The sequence below is a fragment of the Nocardia carnea NBRC 14403 genome (genome assembly GCF_000308515.1).
Taxonomy (GTDB): Bacteria; Actinomycetota; Actinomycetes; order Mycobacteriales; family Mycobacteriaceae; genus Nocardia; species Nocardia carnea.
Genome location: NZ_BAFV01000068.1, coordinates 1 through 19,057, shown reverse-complemented (window position 1 = coordinate 19,057; position 19,057 = coordinate 1). Strand labels below are relative to the sequence as shown.

22 protein-coding genes are annotated in these 19,057 nt (G+C 67.9%); 20 read left to right on the top strand and 2 right to left on the bottom strand.

The genetic code is table 11. From position 1 onward, the window contains the following. The first annotated feature begins 39 nt into the window (after positions 1-39). The 6 genes from ON22_RS23720 to ON22_RS23700 all read left to right on the top strand — a co-directional run bounded on the left by ON22_RS23720 (position 40) and on the right by ON22_RS23700 (position 4,856). Positions 40-942, top strand: a complete 903-nt coding sequence (locus tag ON22_RS23720; protein ID WP_051157999.1) for a thioesterase family protein — start codon at positions 40-42, stop codon at positions 940-942. A 116-nt stretch (positions 943-1,058) separates the two neighbouring features. After that, entirely contained in the window at positions 1,059-1,877 is an 819-nt protein-coding gene (proC, locus tag ON22_RS23715; protein ID WP_033247007.1) for a pyrroline-5-carboxylate reductase, read from the top strand. Between the two features lie 163 nt (positions 1,878-2,040). Next, positions 2,041-2,271 carry a helix-turn-helix domain-containing protein gene (locus ON22_RS23710; protein ID WP_086007797.1) on the top strand — a complete coding sequence of 77 codons (231 nt, stop codon included), beginning with the start codon at positions 2,041-2,043 and terminating at the stop codon, positions 2,269-2,271. A 206-nt stretch (positions 2,272-2,477) separates the two neighbouring features. Further along, positions 2,478-2,579, top strand: a complete 102-nt coding sequence (locus ON22_RS35925) for a 30S ribosomal protein bS22 (protein ID WP_003402602.1) — start codon at positions 2,478-2,480, stop codon at positions 2,577-2,579. 184 nt (positions 2,580-2,763) lie between these two features. After that, entirely contained in the window at positions 2,764-3,846 is a 1,083-nt protein-coding gene (locus ON22_RS23705) for an NAD-dependent epimerase/dehydratase family protein (protein WP_231508755.1), read from the top strand. Further along, on the top strand, positions 3,843-4,856 hold the full coding sequence (locus ON22_RS23700) for a lysophospholipid acyltransferase family protein (protein ID WP_033247006.1): 1,014 nt from the start codon (positions 3,843-3,845) through the stop codon (positions 4,854-4,856). Before ON22_RS23705 ends, ON22_RS23700 begins: the two co-directional genes overlap by 4 nt. On the opposite strand, the gene ON22_RS23695 is transcribed toward ON22_RS23700, so the two are convergent. Beyond that, entirely contained in the window at positions 4,857-5,816 is a 960-nt protein-coding gene (locus ON22_RS23695) for an HAD family hydrolase (protein ID WP_033247054.1), read from the bottom strand. Positions 5,817-5,987: 171 nt separating this feature from the next. On the opposite strand from ON22_RS23695, the gene ON22_RS23690 reads away from it, so the two are divergent. The 9 genes from ON22_RS23690 to ON22_RS23650 all read left to right on the top strand — a co-directional run bounded on the left by ON22_RS23690 (position 5,988) and on the right by ON22_RS23650 (position 14,736). Continuing rightward, positions 5,988-6,251 (top strand): glutaredoxin family protein, encoded by a 264-nt coding sequence (locus ON22_RS23690; protein WP_086007796.1) that lies wholly within the window; start codon positions 5,988-5,990, stop codon positions 6,249-6,251. A gap of 248 nt (positions 6,252-6,499) precedes the next feature. Further along, complete coding sequence (locus tag ON22_RS23685) at positions 6,500-7,459, top strand: redox-sensing transcriptional repressor Rex (protein WP_033247004.1); 960 nt, start codon at positions 6,500-6,502, stop codon at positions 7,457-7,459. Beyond that, positions 7,456-8,883, top strand: a complete 1,428-nt coding sequence (locus ON22_RS23680) for a glutamyl-tRNA reductase (RefSeq protein ID WP_033247003.1) — start codon at positions 7,456-7,458, stop codon at positions 8,881-8,883. Before ON22_RS23685 ends, ON22_RS23680 begins: the two co-directional genes overlap by 4 nt. Beyond that, entirely contained in the window at positions 8,880-10,040 is a 1,161-nt protein-coding gene (gene hemC, locus ON22_RS23675; protein WP_081595791.1) for a hydroxymethylbilane synthase, read from the top strand. Before ON22_RS23680 ends, hemC begins: the two co-directional genes overlap by 4 nt. Further along, complete coding sequence (locus tag ON22_RS23670) at positions 10,037-11,599, top strand: bifunctional uroporphyrinogen-III C-methyltransferase/uroporphyrinogen-III synthase (protein ID WP_033247002.1); 1,563 nt, start codon at positions 10,037-10,039, stop codon at positions 11,597-11,599. The genes hemC and ON22_RS23670 overlap by 4 nt, the downstream gene beginning before the upstream one ends. A gap of 377 nt (positions 11,600-11,976) precedes the next feature. Then, positions 11,977-12,951 (top strand): porphobilinogen synthase, encoded by a 975-nt coding sequence (gene hemB / locus ON22_RS23665; protein WP_033247001.1) that lies wholly within the window; start codon positions 11,977-11,979, stop codon positions 12,949-12,951. Then, the gene (locus ON22_RS23660) at positions 12,942-13,457 is read left to right on the top strand and encodes a hypothetical protein (RefSeq protein ID WP_033247052.1); all 516 of its coding nucleotides are present in this window, start codon (positions 12,942-12,944) and stop codon (positions 13,455-13,457) included. Before hemB ends, ON22_RS23660 begins: the two co-directional genes overlap by 10 nt. Positions 13,458-13,813: 356 nt before the next feature. Continuing rightward, positions 13,814-14,323, top strand: a complete 510-nt coding sequence (mce1N, locus tag ON22_RS23655; RefSeq protein WP_051157997.1) for a transport-regulating membrane protein Mce1N — start codon at positions 13,814-13,816, stop codon at positions 14,321-14,323. Positions 14,324-14,460: 137 nt separating this feature from the next. Then, positions 14,461-14,736 (top strand): hypothetical protein, encoded by a 276-nt coding sequence (locus ON22_RS23650; RefSeq protein ID WP_051157996.1) that lies wholly within the window; start codon positions 14,461-14,463, stop codon positions 14,734-14,736. Positions 14,737-14,742: 6 nt separating this feature from the next. On the opposite strand, the gene ON22_RS23645 is transcribed toward ON22_RS23650, so the two are convergent. Continuing rightward, on the bottom strand, positions 14,743-15,138 hold the full coding sequence (locus tag ON22_RS23645) for a hypothetical protein (RefSeq protein ID WP_033247000.1): 396 nt from the start codon (positions 15,136-15,138) through the stop codon (positions 14,743-14,745). Positions 15,139-15,310: 172 nt separating this feature from the next. On the opposite strand from ON22_RS23645, the gene hemL reads away from it, so the two are divergent. From hemL to ON22_RS23620, 5 genes are all read left to right on the top strand, one after another. Next, entirely contained in the window at positions 15,311-16,720 is a 1,410-nt protein-coding gene (gene hemL / locus ON22_RS23640) for a glutamate-1-semialdehyde 2,1-aminomutase (RefSeq protein ID WP_373280888.1), read from the top strand. Positions 16,721-16,866: 146 nt separating this feature from the next. Beyond that, entirely contained in the window at positions 16,867-17,493 is a 627-nt protein-coding gene (locus ON22_RS23635) for a histidine phosphatase family protein (RefSeq protein ID WP_033247048.1), read from the top strand. 13 nt (positions 17,494-17,506) lie between these two features. Further along, entirely contained in the window at positions 17,507-18,130 is a 624-nt protein-coding gene (locus ON22_RS23630; RefSeq protein WP_033246999.1) for a TlpA disulfide reductase family protein, read from the top strand. Beyond that, on the top strand, positions 18,127-18,378 hold the full coding sequence (locus ON22_RS23625) for a hypothetical protein (RefSeq protein ID WP_033246998.1): 252 nt from the start codon (positions 18,127-18,129) through the stop codon (positions 18,376-18,378). The genes ON22_RS23630 and ON22_RS23625 overlap by 4 nt, the downstream gene beginning before the upstream one ends. Further along, positions 18,375-19,057, top strand: a 683-nt coding sequence (locus tag ON22_RS23620) for a cytochrome c biogenesis CcdA family protein (RefSeq protein ID WP_043740553.1), incomplete at its 3' end; no start/stop codon positions are given. The genes ON22_RS23625 and ON22_RS23620, both read left to right, overlap by 4 nt.

Genomic DNA, 19,057 nt, shown 5'->3' with positions numbered 1-19,057 from the left:
GCGGCGCCGCAGGCGCCGCAAATAAACACAGGAGTATTGATGACGACGGAAACGGAGCCCGGCACCGATATCGACCTGGTGCAAGCGGAGGCGCCGTTCAGCCGGGTCTGTGCTCTGACCGAACTCGCCGCCGACGAACCGGGCGCCGGCCGCTATCGCGGCGTCGTCGACGAGATCTGGACGATCGGGCCGAAGGTACACGGCGGCACGATGGTCGCGGGTTCGGCCGCGGCGGCGACCCGCTGGTTGCGGACCGTGGAACCGGATCGGGCGGCCATGGCGCCGCTGTCGGGCAGTACCGATTTCCTGGGTGCGCCCGAGCCCGGGGAGGTTCTCTACGAGGTGTCCATCCGTAAGGTGGGCCGGCAGATCTGCCTGGTGGATGTGACGCTGAACCAGCGGGGGCGACCGCTGGTGCGTACGGCGTTCACGTTCGGTCATCTCGACGGCCCGGAGCGGGCTCCCCTGTACACCCCCACCCATACCGATCTGCCGGTCGAACCGGCCGCGAACGCAATCGGTTACGAACCGGGTTCCTCGATGGGCCGGATCGTGCACGTCGCCCGCGGTATGGATGCGTTCCTCGACCGTGACTGGGCGCGGTTTATCGACAACGAGCAGGGCGAACCCCGGTTGCGGATGTGGTTGCGCCCGCGGCCGCAGGATCAGGCCGATCCGGAGACTGCGTCCTATATCGCGATGATGGCCGCCGATATGTGTCCGCCGGTCCCCACCAATTTGGGCTATTTCGGCTGGTCACCGACCGTGCAGATGACAACCTATCTGCGGCGGCGCCCGGCGCCGGGGTGGTTGCGGATCATCGCGACCACCCATGAGGTGAGCGGGGGCATGTTCGACTCCGATCAGATAGTCGTCGACTCCACCGGCCAGTTGGTGGCGCAGAGCCGCCAGCTGGCGCTGCTGCCCTCTCCGAAGCGGTAACCGGGCTTCCGGCGCACACCTCACCGCCTGCAGGGCATCCCGGCTCTACGCGGGACGACGCTCGCGGTTCGGGGCCCGTTCGTGCTTGCGGAGGCGCGGCATTGGACACTGTCCTCATGACACGTATTGCGGTGATCGGCGGTGGCCGGATCGGTGAGGCCTTGATTGCCGGCTTGCTGGAGGCCGGGCGAGCCGTCAAAGACCTGGTGGTCGTCGAAACCCATGCCGACCGGGCGGAACTGCTGGCGGGACGATTCGGGGTGCGGGTGACCGACGCGGTCGCCGACGCGGCCGTCGGTGCCGATCTGCTGGTTGTCGCGGTGAAACCGATCGATGTGGACGCGGTGCTCACCGAACTCGGAAAGGCCGATCTCGGTGGTGAACGGGATCAGATCCTGGTGTCGCTGGCGGCGGGGGTGCCGACGGTCCGGCTGGAGAACAAACTACCGGCAGGCTTCCCCGTGGTCCGGGTGATGCCGAACACCCCGATGCTGGTCGGTGAGGGGATGAGCGTGCTCGCCGCCGGACGGTATGCCAAACGCGAGCAGCTGGAACTGGTGACCGAACTGCTGAGCACCGTGGGGCAGGTCTGTGTGGTGCCCGAATCGCAGATGGACGCGGTGACTGCGGTCTCGGGTTCGGGGCCGGCCTACTTCTTCCTCGTCGTGGAGGCGATGGTCGAGGCGGGCGTCGGGCTGGGGCTCACCCGGGATATCGCCACCCAGCTGGTCACCCAGACAATGCTCGGTTCGGCGGCCATGCTGGCGGAGTCGGGGCAGAGCGCCGTGGATCTGCGGGCGGCGGTCACCTCGCCGGCGGGAACGACCGCGGCGGCCCTGCGCGAACTGGAGCGGTCGGGGCTGCGGTCGGCCTTCCTGGAGGCCCTGCATGCGGCAAAGCGGCGCTCATCGGAACAGGGAGGGTCCTCCGAATGACCGGTTGACCCCCAGCGTATGAACCTGTTTTCTCACTCCCGTCGCAGTAATCCCACTGGTCCCGCTAAGCTTCAAGGAGCACGTGCGTGTCTGTTCCGCCGGTGGGGAAGCCGGCGGCGCGGACGTGCCGGAGGTCAGTGGTGCGATGATGTCTTCTAACAAGATGTCCGCTGGTGGCGGCGGTGGTTCGTCGCCAGGACAATCAATACTCGGTGGTGGGACGCAATTTCTCACCGTCGCCGAGGTGGCAGATCTGATGCGAGTATCGAAGATGACGGTGTACCGGCTGGTGCACTCGGGCGAGTTACCGGCGGTACGTGTCGGTAGATCGTTCCGGGTGCATGCGAAGGCGGTGCACGAATATCTGGAGACGTCCTACTTCGATGCCGGGTGAAGGCGGTTACCGGCCCCGTCCGGTGGGCCGGTAACATCAACCCTCGCTGTGTTGGATCGGTGGCTGCTGTCGGCCTGCCTTCGGGCGGTCGTGGCCGGCCGCCGCCTCCAGGGCTGAGAGTTCAGCCGCGAGCAACCGGGCGTACGGCCGGATAGTTGACGTAAGCGAGCGCGTGACGCGCCGAGGAGAGAACGCGAGGACACCCTATGGGTTCTGTGATCAAGAAGCGCCGCAAGCGCATGTCGAAGAAGAAGCATCGCAAGCTGCTTCGTCGTACCCGCGTGCAGCGGCGCAAACTCGGCAAGTAAGCGCGAGCGCGCCTCGTATCCGGAAAAACCCGCTACCATTCGGTGGCGGGTTTTTCATTGCGTTTCGGTGGGCTGAAGTTGGGGTTAGATCCTCGTTAAGGGCGGCGGGGTTCGCGGTCACGGCCGCTAGTCTGGTACGTGCAACATTGAGCGGGGGATCCGATGCTCGAGGTGGGACGGTCCGGTGCAGGTGGACGCTGATGTGAACGGCAACTACAGGCCCAGGGTGGTGCTGGTGACCGGCGCCAGCCGTTATTTCGGCGGAAATGTCGTCTGTCGGCTCGCCGCCGACCCCGATATCGAACGCGTTGTCGCGGTCGATGTACTCACTCCCGGCCCGCCGCTGCGCCGCCGGATGGGCCGCGCCGAATTCGTCCGCGCCGATATTCGGAACCCGTTGATTCGTAAGGTTATCGAACGTTATCGGGTCGATACCGTGGTACATACCGCGATTTTGTCGCAACCGCCGTCGGGTGGCGGCGGCCGGGCGGCGATGAAAGATATGAACGTGCTCGGCGCGATGCAGTTGTTCGCGGTCTGCCAGAAATCACCGACTGTGCGCCGGGTGGTGTTGCGCTCGAGTTCCGGGGTATACGGCGGGAGTGCGAAGGACCCCGCGAAATTCACCGAAGAAATGAGCGCGCGCACACCACCGGGCGGCTGGTTCGCCCGGGACATGATCGAGGTCGAGGGTTTCGCCCGCGGCCTGGCCCGGCGCCGTCCGGATATCACCGCCACCACCTTGCGCCTCGCGCCGATCATCGGCCCCGGGCTGGGCCGGCGGGCCGCGCAACTGCTGCGTTCGCCGATCACGCCGACCGTGCTCGGCCGCGATGCGCGGATGCAGTTCCTGCACGAGGAAGACGCTGTAGCGGCACTGGTCCACGCCACCGCGGCGGGGCCGGGCGGTACCTTCAATATCGCCGGTGACGGAGCCTTGGCACTTTCTCAGGCGGTACGCCGTGCGGGCCGGGTCGCGATGCCGGTACCGTGGTCGGTGTTCCGCACCGTCGGCCGGACTCTGATGGGTCCGGTGATGCGTGATTTCAGTTCCGAGCAGCTCGATTATTTCCTTTTCGGTTGTGGTCTGGACACGACGCGTATGCGCGCCGAACTCGGGTTCGAGCCGCGCTGGACGACGGTACAGGCGTTCGACGACTTCACCGGGGGCGCAGCGTTGCGGCCCGTAGTCGATCCGATGTGGATCGACGCCGCAGAAAACAAACTGCTCGGCCTGCTGAGGGCCGGTACGGGAGCACATACATGAACGACGTCGCCAAAGTTATTCACTTACAAGATCTTTCCACCGTGCCGCGGCCACGGCCGCCCGCGCGGGAGTGGGCCGATTCCGCCGACCGCTCGGTGACGTCGCTGACCGACCGGCTGACCCCGCCCACCCCGCCGCCGCCGCGGTCGTTCGGAGATCTGCTGCGCGACGCCGTCGGCAAACAGATCGGGCGTACCGCCGAGTTCGCCCGTCGCCGGCTCACCGGCGATTACCAGGTCGACGAGTTCGGCTTCGACGAGCATCTGCTCGAATCGGTGCTCCTACCCGCCATGCGCCCGCTCGCCGAGAACTGGTTCCGGGTCCAGGTGAACGGTATGGAGAACATTCCGGAGGCCGGCGGCGCCCTGATCGTGGCCAACCACGCCGGTACCGTCCCGCTCGACGGGCTCATGCTGCAGCTCGCGGTGCACGACCACCACCCCAAACAGCGGGCCCTGCGCCTGCTGGCGGCCGATCTGGTCTTCGAGATGCCGATGGTGGGCTCGCTCGCCCGCAAAGCGGGGCACACCCTGGCCTGCCGTCCGGATGCCGAACGGCTGCTGCGGTCCGGCGAGATCACCGGGGTCTTCCCGGAAGGGTTCAAAGGTGTCGGTAAGCAGTACGCCGACCGCTACAAGCTCCAGCGCTTCGGCCGCGGCGGTTTCGTAGCGGCCGCGGTGCGCACCGGGATGCCGATCATCCCGTGCTCCATCGTCGGGTCGGAGGAGATCTATCCGAAACTCGCCGATATCAAACCGCTCGCCCGGCTGCTGGGGCTGCCGTACTTCCCGGTGACCCCGACCTTCCCGCATCTCGGCCCGTTGGGCGCCGTCCCGCTGCCCTCCAAGTGGTACATCGAATTCGGCACCCCCATCAGCACCACCGAATACGAAACCGAGGACGCCGACGACCCGATGCTCATGTTCGAGGTCACCGACCAGGTCCGCGAAACCATCCAGCAGACCCTCTACAAACTGCTGATCAAACGCCGCAACACCTTCCTGGGCTGACTACCGGCGCCGGCGGGTTACGGCGGCGGCAACGGCACCGCCGGCGGCGCCCAGGGCGAGAGCTGTGGGGACGCCGATCTTTGCGGCTTTGCGTCCCGTACGGAAATCACGGATCTCCCAGCCGCGGGCCTTGGCGACCTCACGGAGATCGGAATCGGGGTTGATGGCGACCGCGGTGCCGGTGAGCGAGAGCATCGGCACATCGTTGTGGCTGTCCGAATAGGCCGTACAACGTTTGAGATTGAGGCCTTCGCGGATGGCGAGCGCGCGCACGGCATGCGCCTTACCGAGACCGTGCAGGATATCGCCGACCAGGCGGCCGGTGAATTTCCCGTCGACACTTTCGGCGACTGTGCCGAGGGCGCCGGTCAAGCCGAGTCGTTTGGCGATCACCTGGGCGAGTTCGACCGGGGTCGCGGTGACCAGCCAGACCTGCTGGCCGGCGTCCAGATGCATCTGGGCCAGGGCGCGGGTGCCGGGCCAGATCTTGTCGGCGATGATCTCGTCGTAGATTTCTTCGCCCAGCGCCGCGAGTTCGGCGGTGGAGCGGCCGGCGATGAATTCCAGTGCTTTCTCTTTGCCGGTGGCCATATCGGTGCTGTTCTCTTTGCCGGTGACCCGGAACTTCACCTGCTTCCACGCGATATCCGCCAGATCGGCGCTGCGGAAATATTTGCGCGCCGCCAGACCGCGAGCGAAATGCACGATCGAGGCGCCCTGCACCATCGTGTTGTCGACGTCGAAGAATGCGGCGGCGGTGAGATCGCGCGGTACCTCGGGGATACCGGTATCGCCGGCGCCGGCGCGTTCGGCGTCCTGGAGCGCCAGCGCGGCGTCGGCACTGGCCTCACCGGCGACGTTGGCGCGGACCTCTTCCTCGCTGGGCCCGAACGGGCTGCGCGAGATACGCGCGAGCTGCTCGGAGAGGCCCTGTCCGAGCGGCCCCAGATTCCAGCGCACCGGAAGTTCCCCGAACCGGCCCGCGATGAACCCGGTTTTCCCCACCTTCGATCGTTCCGGCACCAGTACCTCCGCCTGTTCGCGCGAATCACGTCCACACTAACCGGACGCGCTCTCCCGGACGCACCGCAGTGGCGCGAACGGTGCCGCCGGGCGGGTTGAATGGCGGTTATGACCAACCCGAGGACTCATGAGGTGACACTGTTGACCCGCGCCGGTTGCGCGTTGTGCGACCGGGCGCTGGAGCAGCTGCAGACGATATGCGCGGAATTCGGTCTCAGCCCCGGTGTCGTCGATGTGGATGTCGCTGCCGGTACCGATCCGGCGCTGCGCGCGGAATACGGTGACCGGCTCCCGGTCGTGCTGCTCGACGGCCGGGAACACAGCTATTTCGATGTGGACGAGACACGTTTACGCAGCGACCTCGGTCGTTGACCTTCCGCGAATTGTGGGCGCAGATCGTACAAGGCTCGGCCTCGACACAAAATGAGGCGAATTTCACCGACTTTGTGCATGGGTTCACAAGCAGTTACGGTGGTGGCACGCGAACCGCAGGCCGGGGCGAGTATCCGGCCGCCGGTAGCAGGTGAATCAACCCGATATTCGACCCCAGGCACATCCATCATGGCCGAGGTCGCCGAGCATCCCGGGCCGTCTTACGGTCCGGACGAGGAGCCGAGGACGTGAGTGAGCACCATGAGACGCGCGGCGTCTCCGGCGATGCTCCCAACGTCACCACTCGAACACCGCAGAAGGACATCCCCCAGGCTACGGTGGCCCGGCTCGCGACCTACCTCCGGGTGCTCGCCCTGTTGACCGATGACGGTGTCGCCATCGTATCCAGTGAAGAGCTGGCTGTCGCGGCGGGTGTCAATTCGGCGAAACTCCGTAAGGATCTGTCGTTCCTGGGGCCGAACGGGGTGCGTGGTGTGGGCTACGACGTGGCCAGGTTGCGGGCCCGGATCGAAGATGTTCTGGGCCTGTCCGGTGGCCATCGGGTGGTGCTGGTCGGTGCCGGCAATCTGGGCCGTGCGCTGGTCGGTTATCGCGGTTTCCGGCGCCGCGGGTTTTCCGTCGTGGGCATTTTCGACAACGATCCCGAGGTGATCGGCCTGGAGGTCGAGGGGCTGCGGGTACGCGACGCCGCCGACCTGGCCGACGAGATCGCGATGCTGCGCCCGACCATCGCGGTGATCGCGGTGCCCGACGACAGTGCCCAGCAGGTATGCGACGAACTCGTGGCGGCCGGAATGCAGTCGATCCTGAGCTTCGCGTTGTGCCAGCTGACCGCACCGGCAGGGGTCGAATTGCGGCGGGTGGATCTCGCCGTGGAAATGCAGATGCTCTCGTTCGAGCGGGTTCGCAACGCCGACCCCGACGAGCCGTCCGAGGGCTCGACCACCGCAAATGTGGCGGAGACCGCCACCGGTCCGGCGAATGAAACCGGTGCCGCCGGCGTTGTACCGAACAGTGCCGTACCGGCCGCCCGTCCACTGACCGGTTCCGGCCGGATCGCCCGCCGGGTGCCCACGCACCCGACGCCGGGCCCCGCCGGACTGTCCCATTGCGCGGCGCAGGCCGCCCAGACGACCTCGCATACGGCAACGGAGCCAACCAGCAAGGGATCGGTGGTCACACCATGAGCGTTCTTCTCGTCGGGATCTCCCATCGCAGCGCACCTGTTGCGATGCTGGAGAAGGTGGCCATCACCGATGCCGATCGACCGAAACTGATCGATCGCATGCTGGCTTCGAGCCATATCTCCGAAGCGATGATCGTGTCGACCTGTAACCGGGTGGAGATCTACGCCGTCGTCGATGCGTTCCACGGTGGTCTCGCCGACGTCGGTGAATTGCTGACGGCCCATTCCGGGTTGCCGATGCCCGAACTCACCCGCCACGCCTACGTCCGCTACAGCGAGGCCGCCGCCGAACATCTGTTCGCGGTGGCCAGCGGACTGGATTCCATGGTGGTCGGCGAACAGCAGGTGCTCAGCCAGATCCGCAGCGCCTACACCACCGCCGACGCCCAGCAGGCCATCGGGCGCACCCTGCACGAACTGTCGCAGCAGGCGCTGCGGGTCGGTAAGCGGGTGCATTCGGAAACCGGGATCGACCGCGCCGGTGCCTCGGTGGTGTCGGTGGCGCTGGACCGTGCGTCCACCGTGCTCGGGCCGCTGGCCGGCCGGACGGCGGCGGTGGTCGGCGCCGGCGCGATGGGCGGGCTGTCGGTGGCGCATCTGTCCCGCGCCGGAATCGACGAGATCCTGGTGGTCAACCGCACCATCGAACGAGCCGAGCGCCTCGCCGCGACCGCCGAATCACACGGTGTGACGGCCCGCGCCTACGAACTGTCCCGGCTGGCCGAGGCGCTGGTGGCCGCCGATGTGGTGATCACCTGCACGGGTGCGGTGGGTTCGGTGGTGACCCTGGCCGATGCGCACAACGCGCTCTCGCACGCCGAACGCCGTACCGGCCGGCCGCTGGTCTTCTGCGATCTCGGGCTACCCCGCGATGTCGATCACGCTGTGGCCGGGCTGCCCGGTGTCACGGTGATCGATATCGAAACCCTCCAGCGCGACCCGGCCGCGGGTGCCGCGGCCGACGATACGGCCGCCGCCCGGACCATCGTCGCCGACGAACTCGCCAAATACCTGGCCGGCCAGCGGATGGCCGAGGTCACTCCGACCGTCGCCGCGCTGCGGCAGCGGGCCGCGGAAGTGGTGGAGGCCGAACTGCTGCGACTGGATTCCCGCCTGCCCGGGCTCGCCGATCCGGACCGCGACGAAGTGGCCCGCACGGTGCGCCGGGTGGTGGACAAACTGCTGCACGCGCCGACGGTGCGGGTCAAGCAGTTGGCCACCACACCGGGTGGCGACAGCTATGCCGAGGCACTGCGCGAGCTGTTCGAACTGAAACCCGGTGCGGCACAGGCCGTGGCGGCGCCCATGGAGATCAGCCGTCCCGAACACAACGGCGCCGGCTGGATGAGCCTGGACGGCGACGTCGCCCTGGCCGACGATTTCACCCCCGGCAGCCACGACGACGAACAGGAGCGGTCGACATGACAGTCCTGCACGGCGAAGGCGCCCCGGCCGCGGGCCCCGGCGCCGGTGGCCGGCCGGCATGGCGGATCGGTACCCGCGCCAGCCTGCTCGCCCGCACCCAGGCCGGTGATGTGCGCGATGCACTCGTCGCCGCCGGGCAGCCGGCCGAACTGGTGCTGATCGAAACGCCGGGTGATCTGTCCACCGGGCCGGTCGAAGAGATCGGCGTCGGGGTTTTCACCAGCGCACTGCGCGCCGAACTGGCCGCCGGAAATATCGATATCGCGGTCCATTCGTACAAGGACCTGCCCACCGCCGCCGATGAGCGTTTCGTACTCGCCGCGGTACCGCCCCGCCAGGACCCGCGCGACGCGCTGGTCGCCCGGGACGGCATGGTGCTCGGTGAACTTCCGCCGGGTGCGGTGGTCGGAACCTCGGCGCCGCGCCGGATCGCGCAACTGCGCGCCCTGGGCCTGGGCCTGGACATCCAGCCGTTGCGCGGCAACCTGGACACCCGGCTGGGCAAGGTCACCGGAGGCGAACTGGACGCGGTGGTCGTGGCCCGCGCCGGACTCGCCCGGATCGGCCGGCTCGACGCCGTCACCGAAGCGCTGGAACCCGTGCAGATGCTGCCCGCGCCCGCGCAGGGTGCGCTGGCCGTCGAATGCCGGGCCGCGGATACCGAACTGATCGAGCTGCTGGCCGCGCTCGACGATCACGGCAGCAGGACCGTCGTGACCGCCGAACGTGCCCTGCTCGCCGAACTCGAGGCGGGCTGTACAGCGCCCGTCGGAGCGATTGCCGAACTCGTCGAATCGTTGGATGACGACGGACGCATCGTCGAGGAACTGTCACTGCGCGGCTGCGCCGCCGCGGTCGACGGTTCCGATGTGATAAGGGCCTCGACGGTGGGAGCACCGGCGCAGGCCGCGGAACTCGGCCGCGCACTGGCCCGCGAACTGCTGGAGCTGGGCGCACGCGAGCTACTCGCCGCCGAACCCGGCACCGCGGAATCACCCGCCGCGTCGACCGGGAACAACACCACCCCGGTGGGAACGAGCACCGCCGCAGCGTCACCAGGCGGCACTGCCGCAGCGCCACCAGGCGGCACCGCCGCAGCGGGAACGAGCACCGCCACGGACTTCACCGAACCCAGTCCAATGGAGAACAACCGATGAGTCGAGCCAGCAAGAAGCATCCGGGGCGGATCCTGTTCGTAGGGTCGGGCCCGGGGGACCCGGCATTGCTGACCACCCGATCCCGCGAAGTGCTGTGCCGGGCCACCCTTGCGTTCACCGATCCCGATGTGGACGCCGGAGTACTCGCCCTGATCGGCACCGAGGTGGAAGCCGACGCCGAGGGGCAGCGCCCCGTGGACGTACGGCCCGCCCTCGGCGACCCCGCCGAGGTCGCCAAGACCTTGATCGCCGAGGCGAAGGCCGGCCACGATGTGGTGCGCGTGGTCTCCGGTGATCCGCTGACCACCGACGCGGTGATCGCCGAGGTCACCACGGTCACCAGGTCGCATATCGTTTTCGAGGTGCTACCCGGTCTGCCGTCCGGTTCGGCGGTGCCCAGTTATGCGGGTATCGCGCTCGGCTCCGGGCATACCGAGGCCGATGTGCGCGGTGAGGTGGACTGGCCGGCGCTGGCCGCGGCCCCCGGCCCGCTGGTGCTGCACGCGACCTCCGGCCATCTCGCCGAGACCGCGAGCGCGCTGGTGGAGCACGGTATGGCACCGCAGACCCCGGTCGCGGTGACGGTACGCGGCACCACCCGTCAGCAGCGCACCATCGAGGCCACCCTGGCCACGCTGAACAGCACCGCCTCCGAACTGGTCGGTCCGCTGGTCGTCACCATCGGCAAGGCGGTGGCGCAGCGGTCGAAGATGTCGTGGTGGGAATCGCGGGCGCTCTACGGCTGGACGGTCCTGGTGCCGCGTACCAAGGATCAGGCCGGGGAGATGAGCGAACGGCTGGTCACCCACGGCGCCATCCCGAAGGAAGTACCCACCATCGCGGTGGAACCGCCGCGCAGCCCCGCGCAGATGGAACGCGCGGTCAAGGGCCTGGTGGACGGCCGGTACCAGTGGGTCGTGTTCACCTCCACCAATGCGGTGCGCGCGGTCTGGGAGAAGTTCGCCGAATTCGGCCTGGACGCCCGGGCGTTCTCCGGTGTGAAGATCGCCTGCGTGGGCGAGGCCACCGCCGACAAGGTGCGTTCCTTCGGTATCAACCCGGAAATGCTGCCCAGCGGTGAGCAGTCCTCGCTCGGCCTGCTCGCCGATTTCCCGCCCTACGACGATGTGTTCGATCCGGTGAATCGCGTGCTGTTGCCGCGCGCCGATATCGCGACCGAAACCCTCGCGGAGGGTCTGCGTGAACGCGGCTGGGAGATCGACGATGTGACGGCCTACCGCACGGTGCGCGCCTCCCCGCCGCCCGCGGAGACCCGCGAGATGATCAAGACCGGCGGTTTCGACGCGGTCCTGTTCACCTCGAGCTCCACGGTCCGGAACCTGGTGGGTATCGCCGGTAAACCGCACGCTCGCACGATCGTGGCCTGCATCGGCCCGAAAACTGCGGAGACCGCGGTCGAATTCGGGCTGCGTGTCGACGTGCAGCCCGAGGTCGCCCAGGTGGGCCCGCTGGTGGAAGCCCTCGCCGAACACGCCGCCCGCCTCCGTGCCGAGGGGCTGTTGCCGCCCCCGCGCAAGAAGAGCCGCCGCAGCAGGTGATCCGCTGGGCGCGCGCGGTTCCGTTCCCGGAATGCTCCGCGGGGCCCGGTTCTACCCCGCCGAGGTCGACCGGCCGGGCCTGCCGGCCCAGCCGACCGATTCTGCGATGGCGTGCGGTACAGAACACCTCCTTCGGGCCGATCCTCAGCGAAGGTTCACGACCGTGGTGCTGAGCTCAGCGAGGCCCTGAAAGCTTTCGGCCCGAACCTGACGTCACCAAGGGCGGCGCCGAGTTCAGCGAGGCCCTGAGAGGTTTCGGCCCGTCCCTGCTGTCAGTGCTCGGTGCGATGCGGCGCAGCCGCGAGTGTCGAGTGCTGACAGCAAGGGCCCAGGGGGCCGAAACCCGCGCGCCGAAGGCGCGCAAATAGACTCTGCTCATGAGCGGAATCGAGCGTCCGCGGCGGCTGCGGCGCACCCCCGCGCTGCGGCGGCTGGTGGCCGAGACAAGTCTGGAGCCGCGGCATCTCGTATTGCCGATGTTCGTCGCGGACGGGTTGTCCGAACCGCGGGAAATCGGTTCGATGCCGGGTGTTTTCCAGCATTCGCTGGATTCGCTGCGCAAGGCCGCGATGGAAGCGGTGGAAGCCGGCGTCGGCGGGTTGATGTTGTTCGGGGTACCCAAGCCCGAGGACAAGGATCCGGAAGGCAGTCAGGCATCCGCGCCGGCGGGCATTCTCAACCGCGGATTGCGGGCGCTGGCCGCCGAGGTGGGCGATGCGACCGTAGTGATGGCTGATACCTGCCTGGACGAATTCACCGATCACGGGCATTGCGGTGTGCTCGACCCGGCGGGTGCGGTCGACAACGACGCCACCCTGCTGCGCTATGTGGAGATGGCGCTCGCGCAGGCCGAGGCCGGGGCCGATCTGCTCGGGACGAGCGGGATGATGGACGGACAGGTCGGTGCCATCCGGGAGGCACTGGACGAGTCCGGGCGCACCGATACCGCGATTCTGGCGTATGCGGCGAAGTATGCTTCGGCGTTCTACGGCCCGTTTCGGGAAGCGGTGGCCTCCTCGTTGCAGGGCGACCGGCGCACCTACCAGCAGGATGCCGCGAACCGGCGCGAATCCATCCACGAGCTGGAACTGGATCTGGAACAGGGCGCGGATATCGTCATGGTGAAACCGGCCATGGCCTATCTGGATATTCTGCGGGATGTGGCGGATCGTTCGCCCGTGCCTGTCGCGGCATATCAGATCTCCGGCGAGTATTCGATGATCACGGCGGCCGCCGAACGCGGCTGGATCGATCGGCGCGCCGCGATACTGGAATCGCTCACCGGTATTCGCCGCGCCGGCGCCGATATCGTGCTCACCTATTGGGCGACCGAGGCGGCGCGGTGGCTGTGACGGCTGTGAATCCGCCCGCGGATATTGTCACCGCGCGGCAATTGTGGTGGGGCGTCATAGGTTTGGGGCTGGTCCAGCTTTTCGTTTCGCTGGCCGATACATTGCTGAACCGCGAGCGGTTCACCGCCGAGTTCCAGGAGCGGATGCAGGCGGCGGATCAGCAGTTCGCGCCGGCGACGATCGATCTGTTCGTCACGATGGGGGCCGTGCTCGGCGTGGTGTTCGGGGCGCTGATCGCCGCACTGGGCGTCGTGGTCGTCCATCAGCTCGGCAAGGGCAAGATGTGGGCGCGGACGCTGCTGACGTTCGTCGGGATCTGGCTGGTGATCATGGGCGTTGCCGCCCTGTTCTCCATCGGCGTGGTGGAGAGCGCCGGTCAGGTGCTGTCCGGGGCAGTGTCCATCCTGCAGGCCGTGCTGGCGGGCGGAGCGATCTATCTGTGTCAGCGTCCGGAGTCCGTGAAGTGGTTCATGCCGCCCGGTCCGGGGGCGCCCGGAAAGTTGTGAAATCTCCCGACCGGCTTCCTGACCAGCGGTTCGATACCGTCTTCGGGTAGGCGGCGCATCCACATAACGAACGTCGAGTTTGTTCCCGGTATTCCGGCATGTATGGTGAGGGCTGTCACAGACGACATGCGAACCGGTGGTCGCGGGTACCCGTCCAGTAGGACGGAATCCCGGGGTCGGTTTTCCGGGGATCGGAGGCAACGATGCGAGTGGTGATCCAGCAGCCGCAGAGTATTCGGCGGGATATGCTCGTCCTGACTCTTCTGATCCTGTTCGGTGTTCTCACCGTCGCGGTGTTGCTGATTCCCAGCATCGTCGGCTGATTCGCGTGTTCCCGGTTCTCGGTTCGCGCCGGTATGTCTGAACGATCCGGCACCGCCGCCGATACCGGAGAGGTGCTCTTCACCGAACCGGGCGCCCGGTGGCGTGCGGTGGCCTACGGCCCGTTGATCTGTGCGCTCCTGCTGGCCGCCGAACTCGCCGCAGGTGTCACTCCCCACTGGTTCGCATTACTGTTCTGCGCCGCGCTGATCACCGCGTTCGCGGTTCTGCAGATCTATGCGGCCCGTACGCACGTGAGTGTGGAAGTAACCGACGGTTTCCTGCGCAATGGTGCGGAGACGACCCCCATCCGGTCCATCGCCGAGGTACTTCCGCCCGATTCGGATGACCCCTGGGAGGGTGGCCGGGCACTGGGGGAATTGACCGGTGTGCCGCGTCGGCGCACCGCCGTGGGCCTGCGGCGCACGGATGGCGAATTGGTTCGCACCTGGGCGAAGGACCACCGGGCCCTGCGTATCGCGCTGACCGAGGCGATCGCCCGCTCCGGAAGCGGTTCGACGGCCGACACAGCTCGCGACGATTGATTATCGAACCGCGCACGGGCAGCATCGGTTGTTACGGCCGGGCGATATCGCGCAATGTCCGTGGCCTGCCGATCGGCGCTCTCCGGTAGCGGGGGGAGTCGTCCGGGACCGAGAAGTCGCACTGGATGAGGAGACCCGTGAACCGTTCGCATATCGTACCGGCCGTCGATCTCGCGGTAGCGGTTCTCGCGATCGGGTTGGCCGTTCTGTGCTGGGCGCAGGGCCTGCAGACCACCGACCTCCCCGCCACGGCCGACTATCCGGCTTACACCGCGACCCGTTACGTCGCGCCGTGGCTTTTCCTCGCGGGGGTGCTGGTGACCGGCGCCGGACTGGCCGTCATCGACGCCGCCGCCCGGATCCTGCGCCCCGTGCGGGCTCGCGCGGACCGGGTCGGTCCCAGCGGCTGGTAGATCGGGTCAGTCCCACTGCTGGTAGATATCGAAAACGCGGCCGTGCGGGGCGCCCGGGGCGTGGAGGAACACGAGCACCGAACCGCCGTTGTCGACCGATTCCAGCATCACCTGCCGGAGCGAGGCGTGCACGCCGCCGTCTTCGTCGCGGTACAGGCGGGTTCCGCTGTGCAGACCGGCGCCGATCCGAGAGGCAGGCACGATCTGATCGACCAGCGCCGGGACCGGACCACCGGCCAGTGCCGCGGTTTCGGCCTGATCGAGCCGTAGGCCGGCGCGCGCGTTGTCGGGATCCACAACCGGTTCGGCCGCCGCGGCCGTTCCCGCGCCGAATCCGGTTGCCAGGACACCACAGGCGACCGAGACCGCGGCCAGCGCCGACCCTCTGATGGCAATTCGCAAAACGACCTCCCCGGCCGGTGATTCACGGAGTTGTTACGACGGAACAGAACAGTACGCACTCCGGGCGAACCCCCGGTGTATTTGGTGTGGCAAGTGTCGGGGCGGCGGTGTGGGTCACCTATGGTGCACCCTGTCGTCGACGCCGCGGGGGTGGGCTGCCAAACTGGAGGCCGTGAGTTCTCTGCGCGTGGCCGGTACGGCGGTGCCGGCCTCCAGTCAGCTTTTCCAGCGAGCCGAAGCGGTTGTCCCCGGTGGTGTGAATTCCCCGGTGCGGGCCTTCGGCTCGGTGGGCGGTACGCCGAGGTTCATCTCGTCGGCCCGCGGTTGCCTACTGGTCGACGCGGACGATAACGAGTATGTCGACCTGGTGTGCTCCTGGGGGCCGATGATCCTCGGGCATGCGCATCCCGCGGTGGTCGAGGCGGTGCGCACGGTCGCCGGCGACGGGTTGTCGTTCGGAGCGCCCACGGCCGGCGAGGTGGAACTCGCCGAACTCATCGTGGAACGGGTCGCCCCGGTGCAGAAGCTGCGCCTGGTGAACTCCGGGACCGAGGCGACCATGAGCGCGGTGCGCCTGGCCCGCGGCTACACCGGCCGGTCGAAGATCATCAAGTTCGCCGGGTGCTATCACGGTCATGTCGACGCGCTGCTCGCGGACGCGGGATCCGGGGTCGCGACGTTCGGGCTGCCGACTTCGCCCGGCGTCACCGGCGCCCAAGCCGCGGATACCATCGTGCTGCCCTACAACGATCTGGACGCCGTGCGCACGGCCTTCGAGCAGTATCCCGGTGAGATCGCCGCCGTGATCACCGAGGCCGCCGCCGGGAATATGGGCGCGGTGGCGCCGCTGCCCGATTTCAATGCCGGACTGCGCCGGCTCACCGCCGACAACGGCGCGCTGCTCATCATGGACGAGGTGATGACCGGCTTCCGCGTGAGCAGTGCGGGCTGGTACGGGATCGAATCCGTGGCCGCCGATCTCTACACCTACGGGAAGGTGATGAGCGGTGGGCTACCCGCCGCGGCGTTCGGTGGCCGGGCCGAGGTGATGGACCGGCTCGCCCCGCTCGGCCCGGTGTACCAGGCCGGCACCCTGTCCGGGAATCCGGTGGCGGTGGCCGCCGGCCTGGCCACGCTGCGCGCCGCCGACGAGCAGGTGTATGCGGCCCTGGACCGCAACAGCGAACGGCTCGGCATTCTGCTCACCGAGGCCCTCACCGGCGCGGGGGTCACGCACCAGGTGCAGTTCGCAGGCAATATGGTGAGCGTGTTCTTCGCCGAAACTCCGGTCCTCGACTATGCCGCCGCCAAGGCGAGCCAGACTTGGCGGTATCCGGCCTTCTTCCACGGATTGCTGGACGGCGGGGTGTATGCCCCACCCAGCAACTTCGAGGCCTGGTTCGTCTCCGCGGCCCTCGACGACGATGCTTTCGATCGGATAGCCGCCGCGCTGCCCGCCGCCGCGGCAGCGGCCGCCGCTGCCACACCTGACCGCATGAGCGAGTCAGGCCCGGAGGCGGTAGCGCAGCGTAACCACGCAGGGCCCTCGCTCATGCACGATGGACAAGGAACGTCAGCGTGAGCCGATCCGATTCCGAGCGCGTCTCCGCCGGCCCCGTCGAAGCGGCGGATTCGCCCGACCGTATCGACTCCGCGACCCCCGCTACCGCGACCGGCAGCGGGATCGCCGCCGAACCACCCACTTCCGGCGCCGACGACGCCGAATCGGTGGAAACCATCGTGCATGTGCTGCGCCACGGCGAAGTGCACAATCCGCGGGGCATCCTGTACGGGCGGCTGCCGGGATTCGGGCTGTCGGTGGCCGGGCGTGCCCAGGCCGGCGCGGTGGCGCGATCCCTGGCAGATCACGATATCGCCCTGGTCATCGCGTCCCCGCTGCAGCGCGCGCAGGAGACCGCGGAACCGATCGCGGGCCGGCACGGGCTCACTGTGCGTACCGACGAGAACCTCATCGAAGCCGGCAACACCTTCGAGGGTTTGCGGGTTTCGGTGGGCGACGGCGCCCTGCGTAAACCCCGGCACTGGTGGAAGCTGCGCGATCCGTTCACCCCGTCCTGGGGCGAACCGTATCTGCAGATCGCGCACCGGATGCTCGCCGCGGTGAACAAGGCACGGGTGGAGTCGACCGGCCGCGAAGTAGTGCTGGTATCGCATCAGCTCCCGGTGTGGACGCTGCGCCGGTTCCTGCAGGGGCAGCGGCTGTGGCACGATCCACGCAGTCGGCAGTGCGGTCTGGCGTCGCTGACATCGCTGGTCTACCGGGGTGACACCCTGGTCGATATCGTCTACTCCGAGCCCGCCGGTGGCTCGGATCCGACGGTGCACGGCGCATGAGCGGGCCGGGCGTATGAGCAAGATCGCTTCGGCGCTCCGGGGCCGGCTGCTGCCGGCCCTCGCCGCGCTGGTGTGTCTCGCGATGGTCCCGGCCTGTTCGACCGGAACCGACGCGGTCGCCACGGGCGGCGGCACGTTCGAATTCGTTTCACCCGGTGGGCAGACCGAGATCTTCTACGATCCGCCGGCTGCCCGCGGCACCATCGGCGACCTTTCCGGGCCGGACCTGATGTCCGACGAGGACGAGAAGATTTCGGTGGATGATTTCCCCGGACAGGTCGTCGTGATCAATATTTGGGGGCAATGGTGCGGCCCGTGCCGTGCCGAGGCACCCGCGCTCGAACAGGTCTACGAGCAGACCAAGGATCTCGGGGTTGCTTTCCTCGGGATCAATGTCCGCGACCACCATCGGGACAAGGCTCGCGATTTCGTTATCGATAACCAGATCGGTTATCCGTCGATCTACGACCCGCCGATGCGCACATTGCTGGCGCTCGGTGGCATCCCGACCAGCGTTGTTCCCACCACGGTGGTGCTGGATCGGGACCACCGGGTAGCGGCGGTGTTCTTGCGCGCCCTACTTGCCGAGGATCTTATGCCGGTGGTGCAGCGCATCGCCGCGGAGGGAGCATCATGAGGAGTTTGCGGTCTCGAGGCGTACGCCGGTACGGGGCGACCCGCCCGCCGCGCGGCGTCCGTGCCGAGGTACTGGTGAAATCGTCGCTGGGTTCCTGGGAGCTACAGCCGGCCGAAACCACCGGTAGCGACCGGAAGGTGGCGAATTCGCGCCCGTCGGGTGCGCGTGGTTCGACCGCGCCGGCCGGCCGGGCCGGCGACCGGCGGGCGAACAATCCCGAAACGGAACCGGAGCGTAGTTCGAGTTGATTGTGCTGGCAGGAGTGGGGGAGTCATTTCAGCAGACAGCGGCCACGGGGCCGTTGCTGTTGGCCCTCGGCGCCTGCCTATTGGCCGGCCTGGTGTCGTTCGCCTCGCCGTGCGTAGTGCCGTTGGTGCCGGGGTATCTGTCGTATCTGGCCGGTCTGGTGGGCGCCCAGGCGCCGCCGGTGACGGTCGAACAAGCGCGTCGTGACCGCGCAGCGGCTGCCGCCGGTTCGGGTTCGACGGCCGTACTGACCGAAACCGCGGCGAAAAAGGACACCGGGCCGGTACCGGATACCGGCCGGATGCGGGTCGCCGGTGCGGCCGGGCTGTTCGTCGCCGGTTTCACCGTGGTGTTCGTCCTGGCCACGGCGACCGTTTTCGGGCTCATCCAAACGCTGAATGTGAACCGTGAGCTGCTGCAGCGGCTGGGTGGTGTGGTCACCATCGTGATGGGCCTGGCCTTTATCGGGCTGATCCCGGCGCTGCAACGCGATACCCGGATGGCACCGCGGCGGTTCACCGGGATCGCCGGTGCCCCGCTGCTCGGTGGGGTGTTCGCGCTCGGCTGGACGCCGTGCCTGGGGCCGACCTTGTCCGGGGTGATGGCGGTGGCCGCGGGTACCGAGGGCACCACCGCCGCGCGCGGGGTCGCGCTGATCGTCGCGTATTGCGCCGGGCTCGG

Coding starts and splice junctions, on each gene's coding strand:
- ON22_RS23720 (WP_051157999.1), top strand. CDS start 40: ATGACGACGGAAACGGAGCCCGGCACCGATATCGACCTGGTGCAAGCG.
- proC (WP_033247007.1), top strand. CDS start 1,059: ATGACACGTATTGCGGTGATCGGCGGTGGCCGGATCGGTGAGGCCTTG.
- ON22_RS23710 (WP_086007797.1), top strand. CDS start 2,041: ATGTCCGCTGGTGGCGGCGGTGGTTCGTCGCCAGGACAATCAATACTC.
- ON22_RS35925 (WP_003402602.1), top strand. CDS start 2,478: ATGGGTTCTGTGATCAAGAAGCGCCGCAAGCGCATGTCGAAGAAGAAG.
- ON22_RS23700 (WP_033247006.1), top strand. CDS start 3,843: ATGAACGACGTCGCCAAAGTTATTCACTTACAAGATCTTTCCACCGTG.
- ON22_RS23690 (WP_086007796.1), top strand. CDS start 5,988: ATGACCAACCCGAGGACTCATGAGGTGACACTGTTGACCCGCGCCGGT.
- ON22_RS23680 (WP_033247003.1), top strand. CDS start 7,456: ATGAGCGTTCTTCTCGTCGGGATCTCCCATCGCAGCGCACCTGTTGCG.
- hemC (WP_081595791.1), top strand. CDS start 8,880: ATGACAGTCCTGCACGGCGAAGGCGCCCCGGCCGCGGGCCCCGGCGCC.
- ON22_RS23670 (WP_033247002.1), top strand. CDS start 10,037: ATGAGTCGAGCCAGCAAGAAGCATCCGGGGCGGATCCTGTTCGTAGGG.
- hemB (WP_033247001.1), top strand. CDS start 11,977: ATGAGCGGAATCGAGCGTCCGCGGCGGCTGCGGCGCACCCCCGCGCTG.
- mce1N (WP_051157997.1), top strand. CDS start 13,814: ATGTCTGAACGATCCGGCACCGCCGCCGATACCGGAGAGGTGCTCTTC.
- ON22_RS23630 (WP_033246999.1), top strand. CDS start 17,507: ATGAGCAAGATCGCTTCGGCGCTCCGGGGCCGGCTGCTGCCGGCCCTC.
- ON22_RS23625 (WP_033246998.1), top strand. CDS start 18,127: ATGAGGAGTTTGCGGTCTCGAGGCGTACGCCGGTACGGGGCGACCCGC.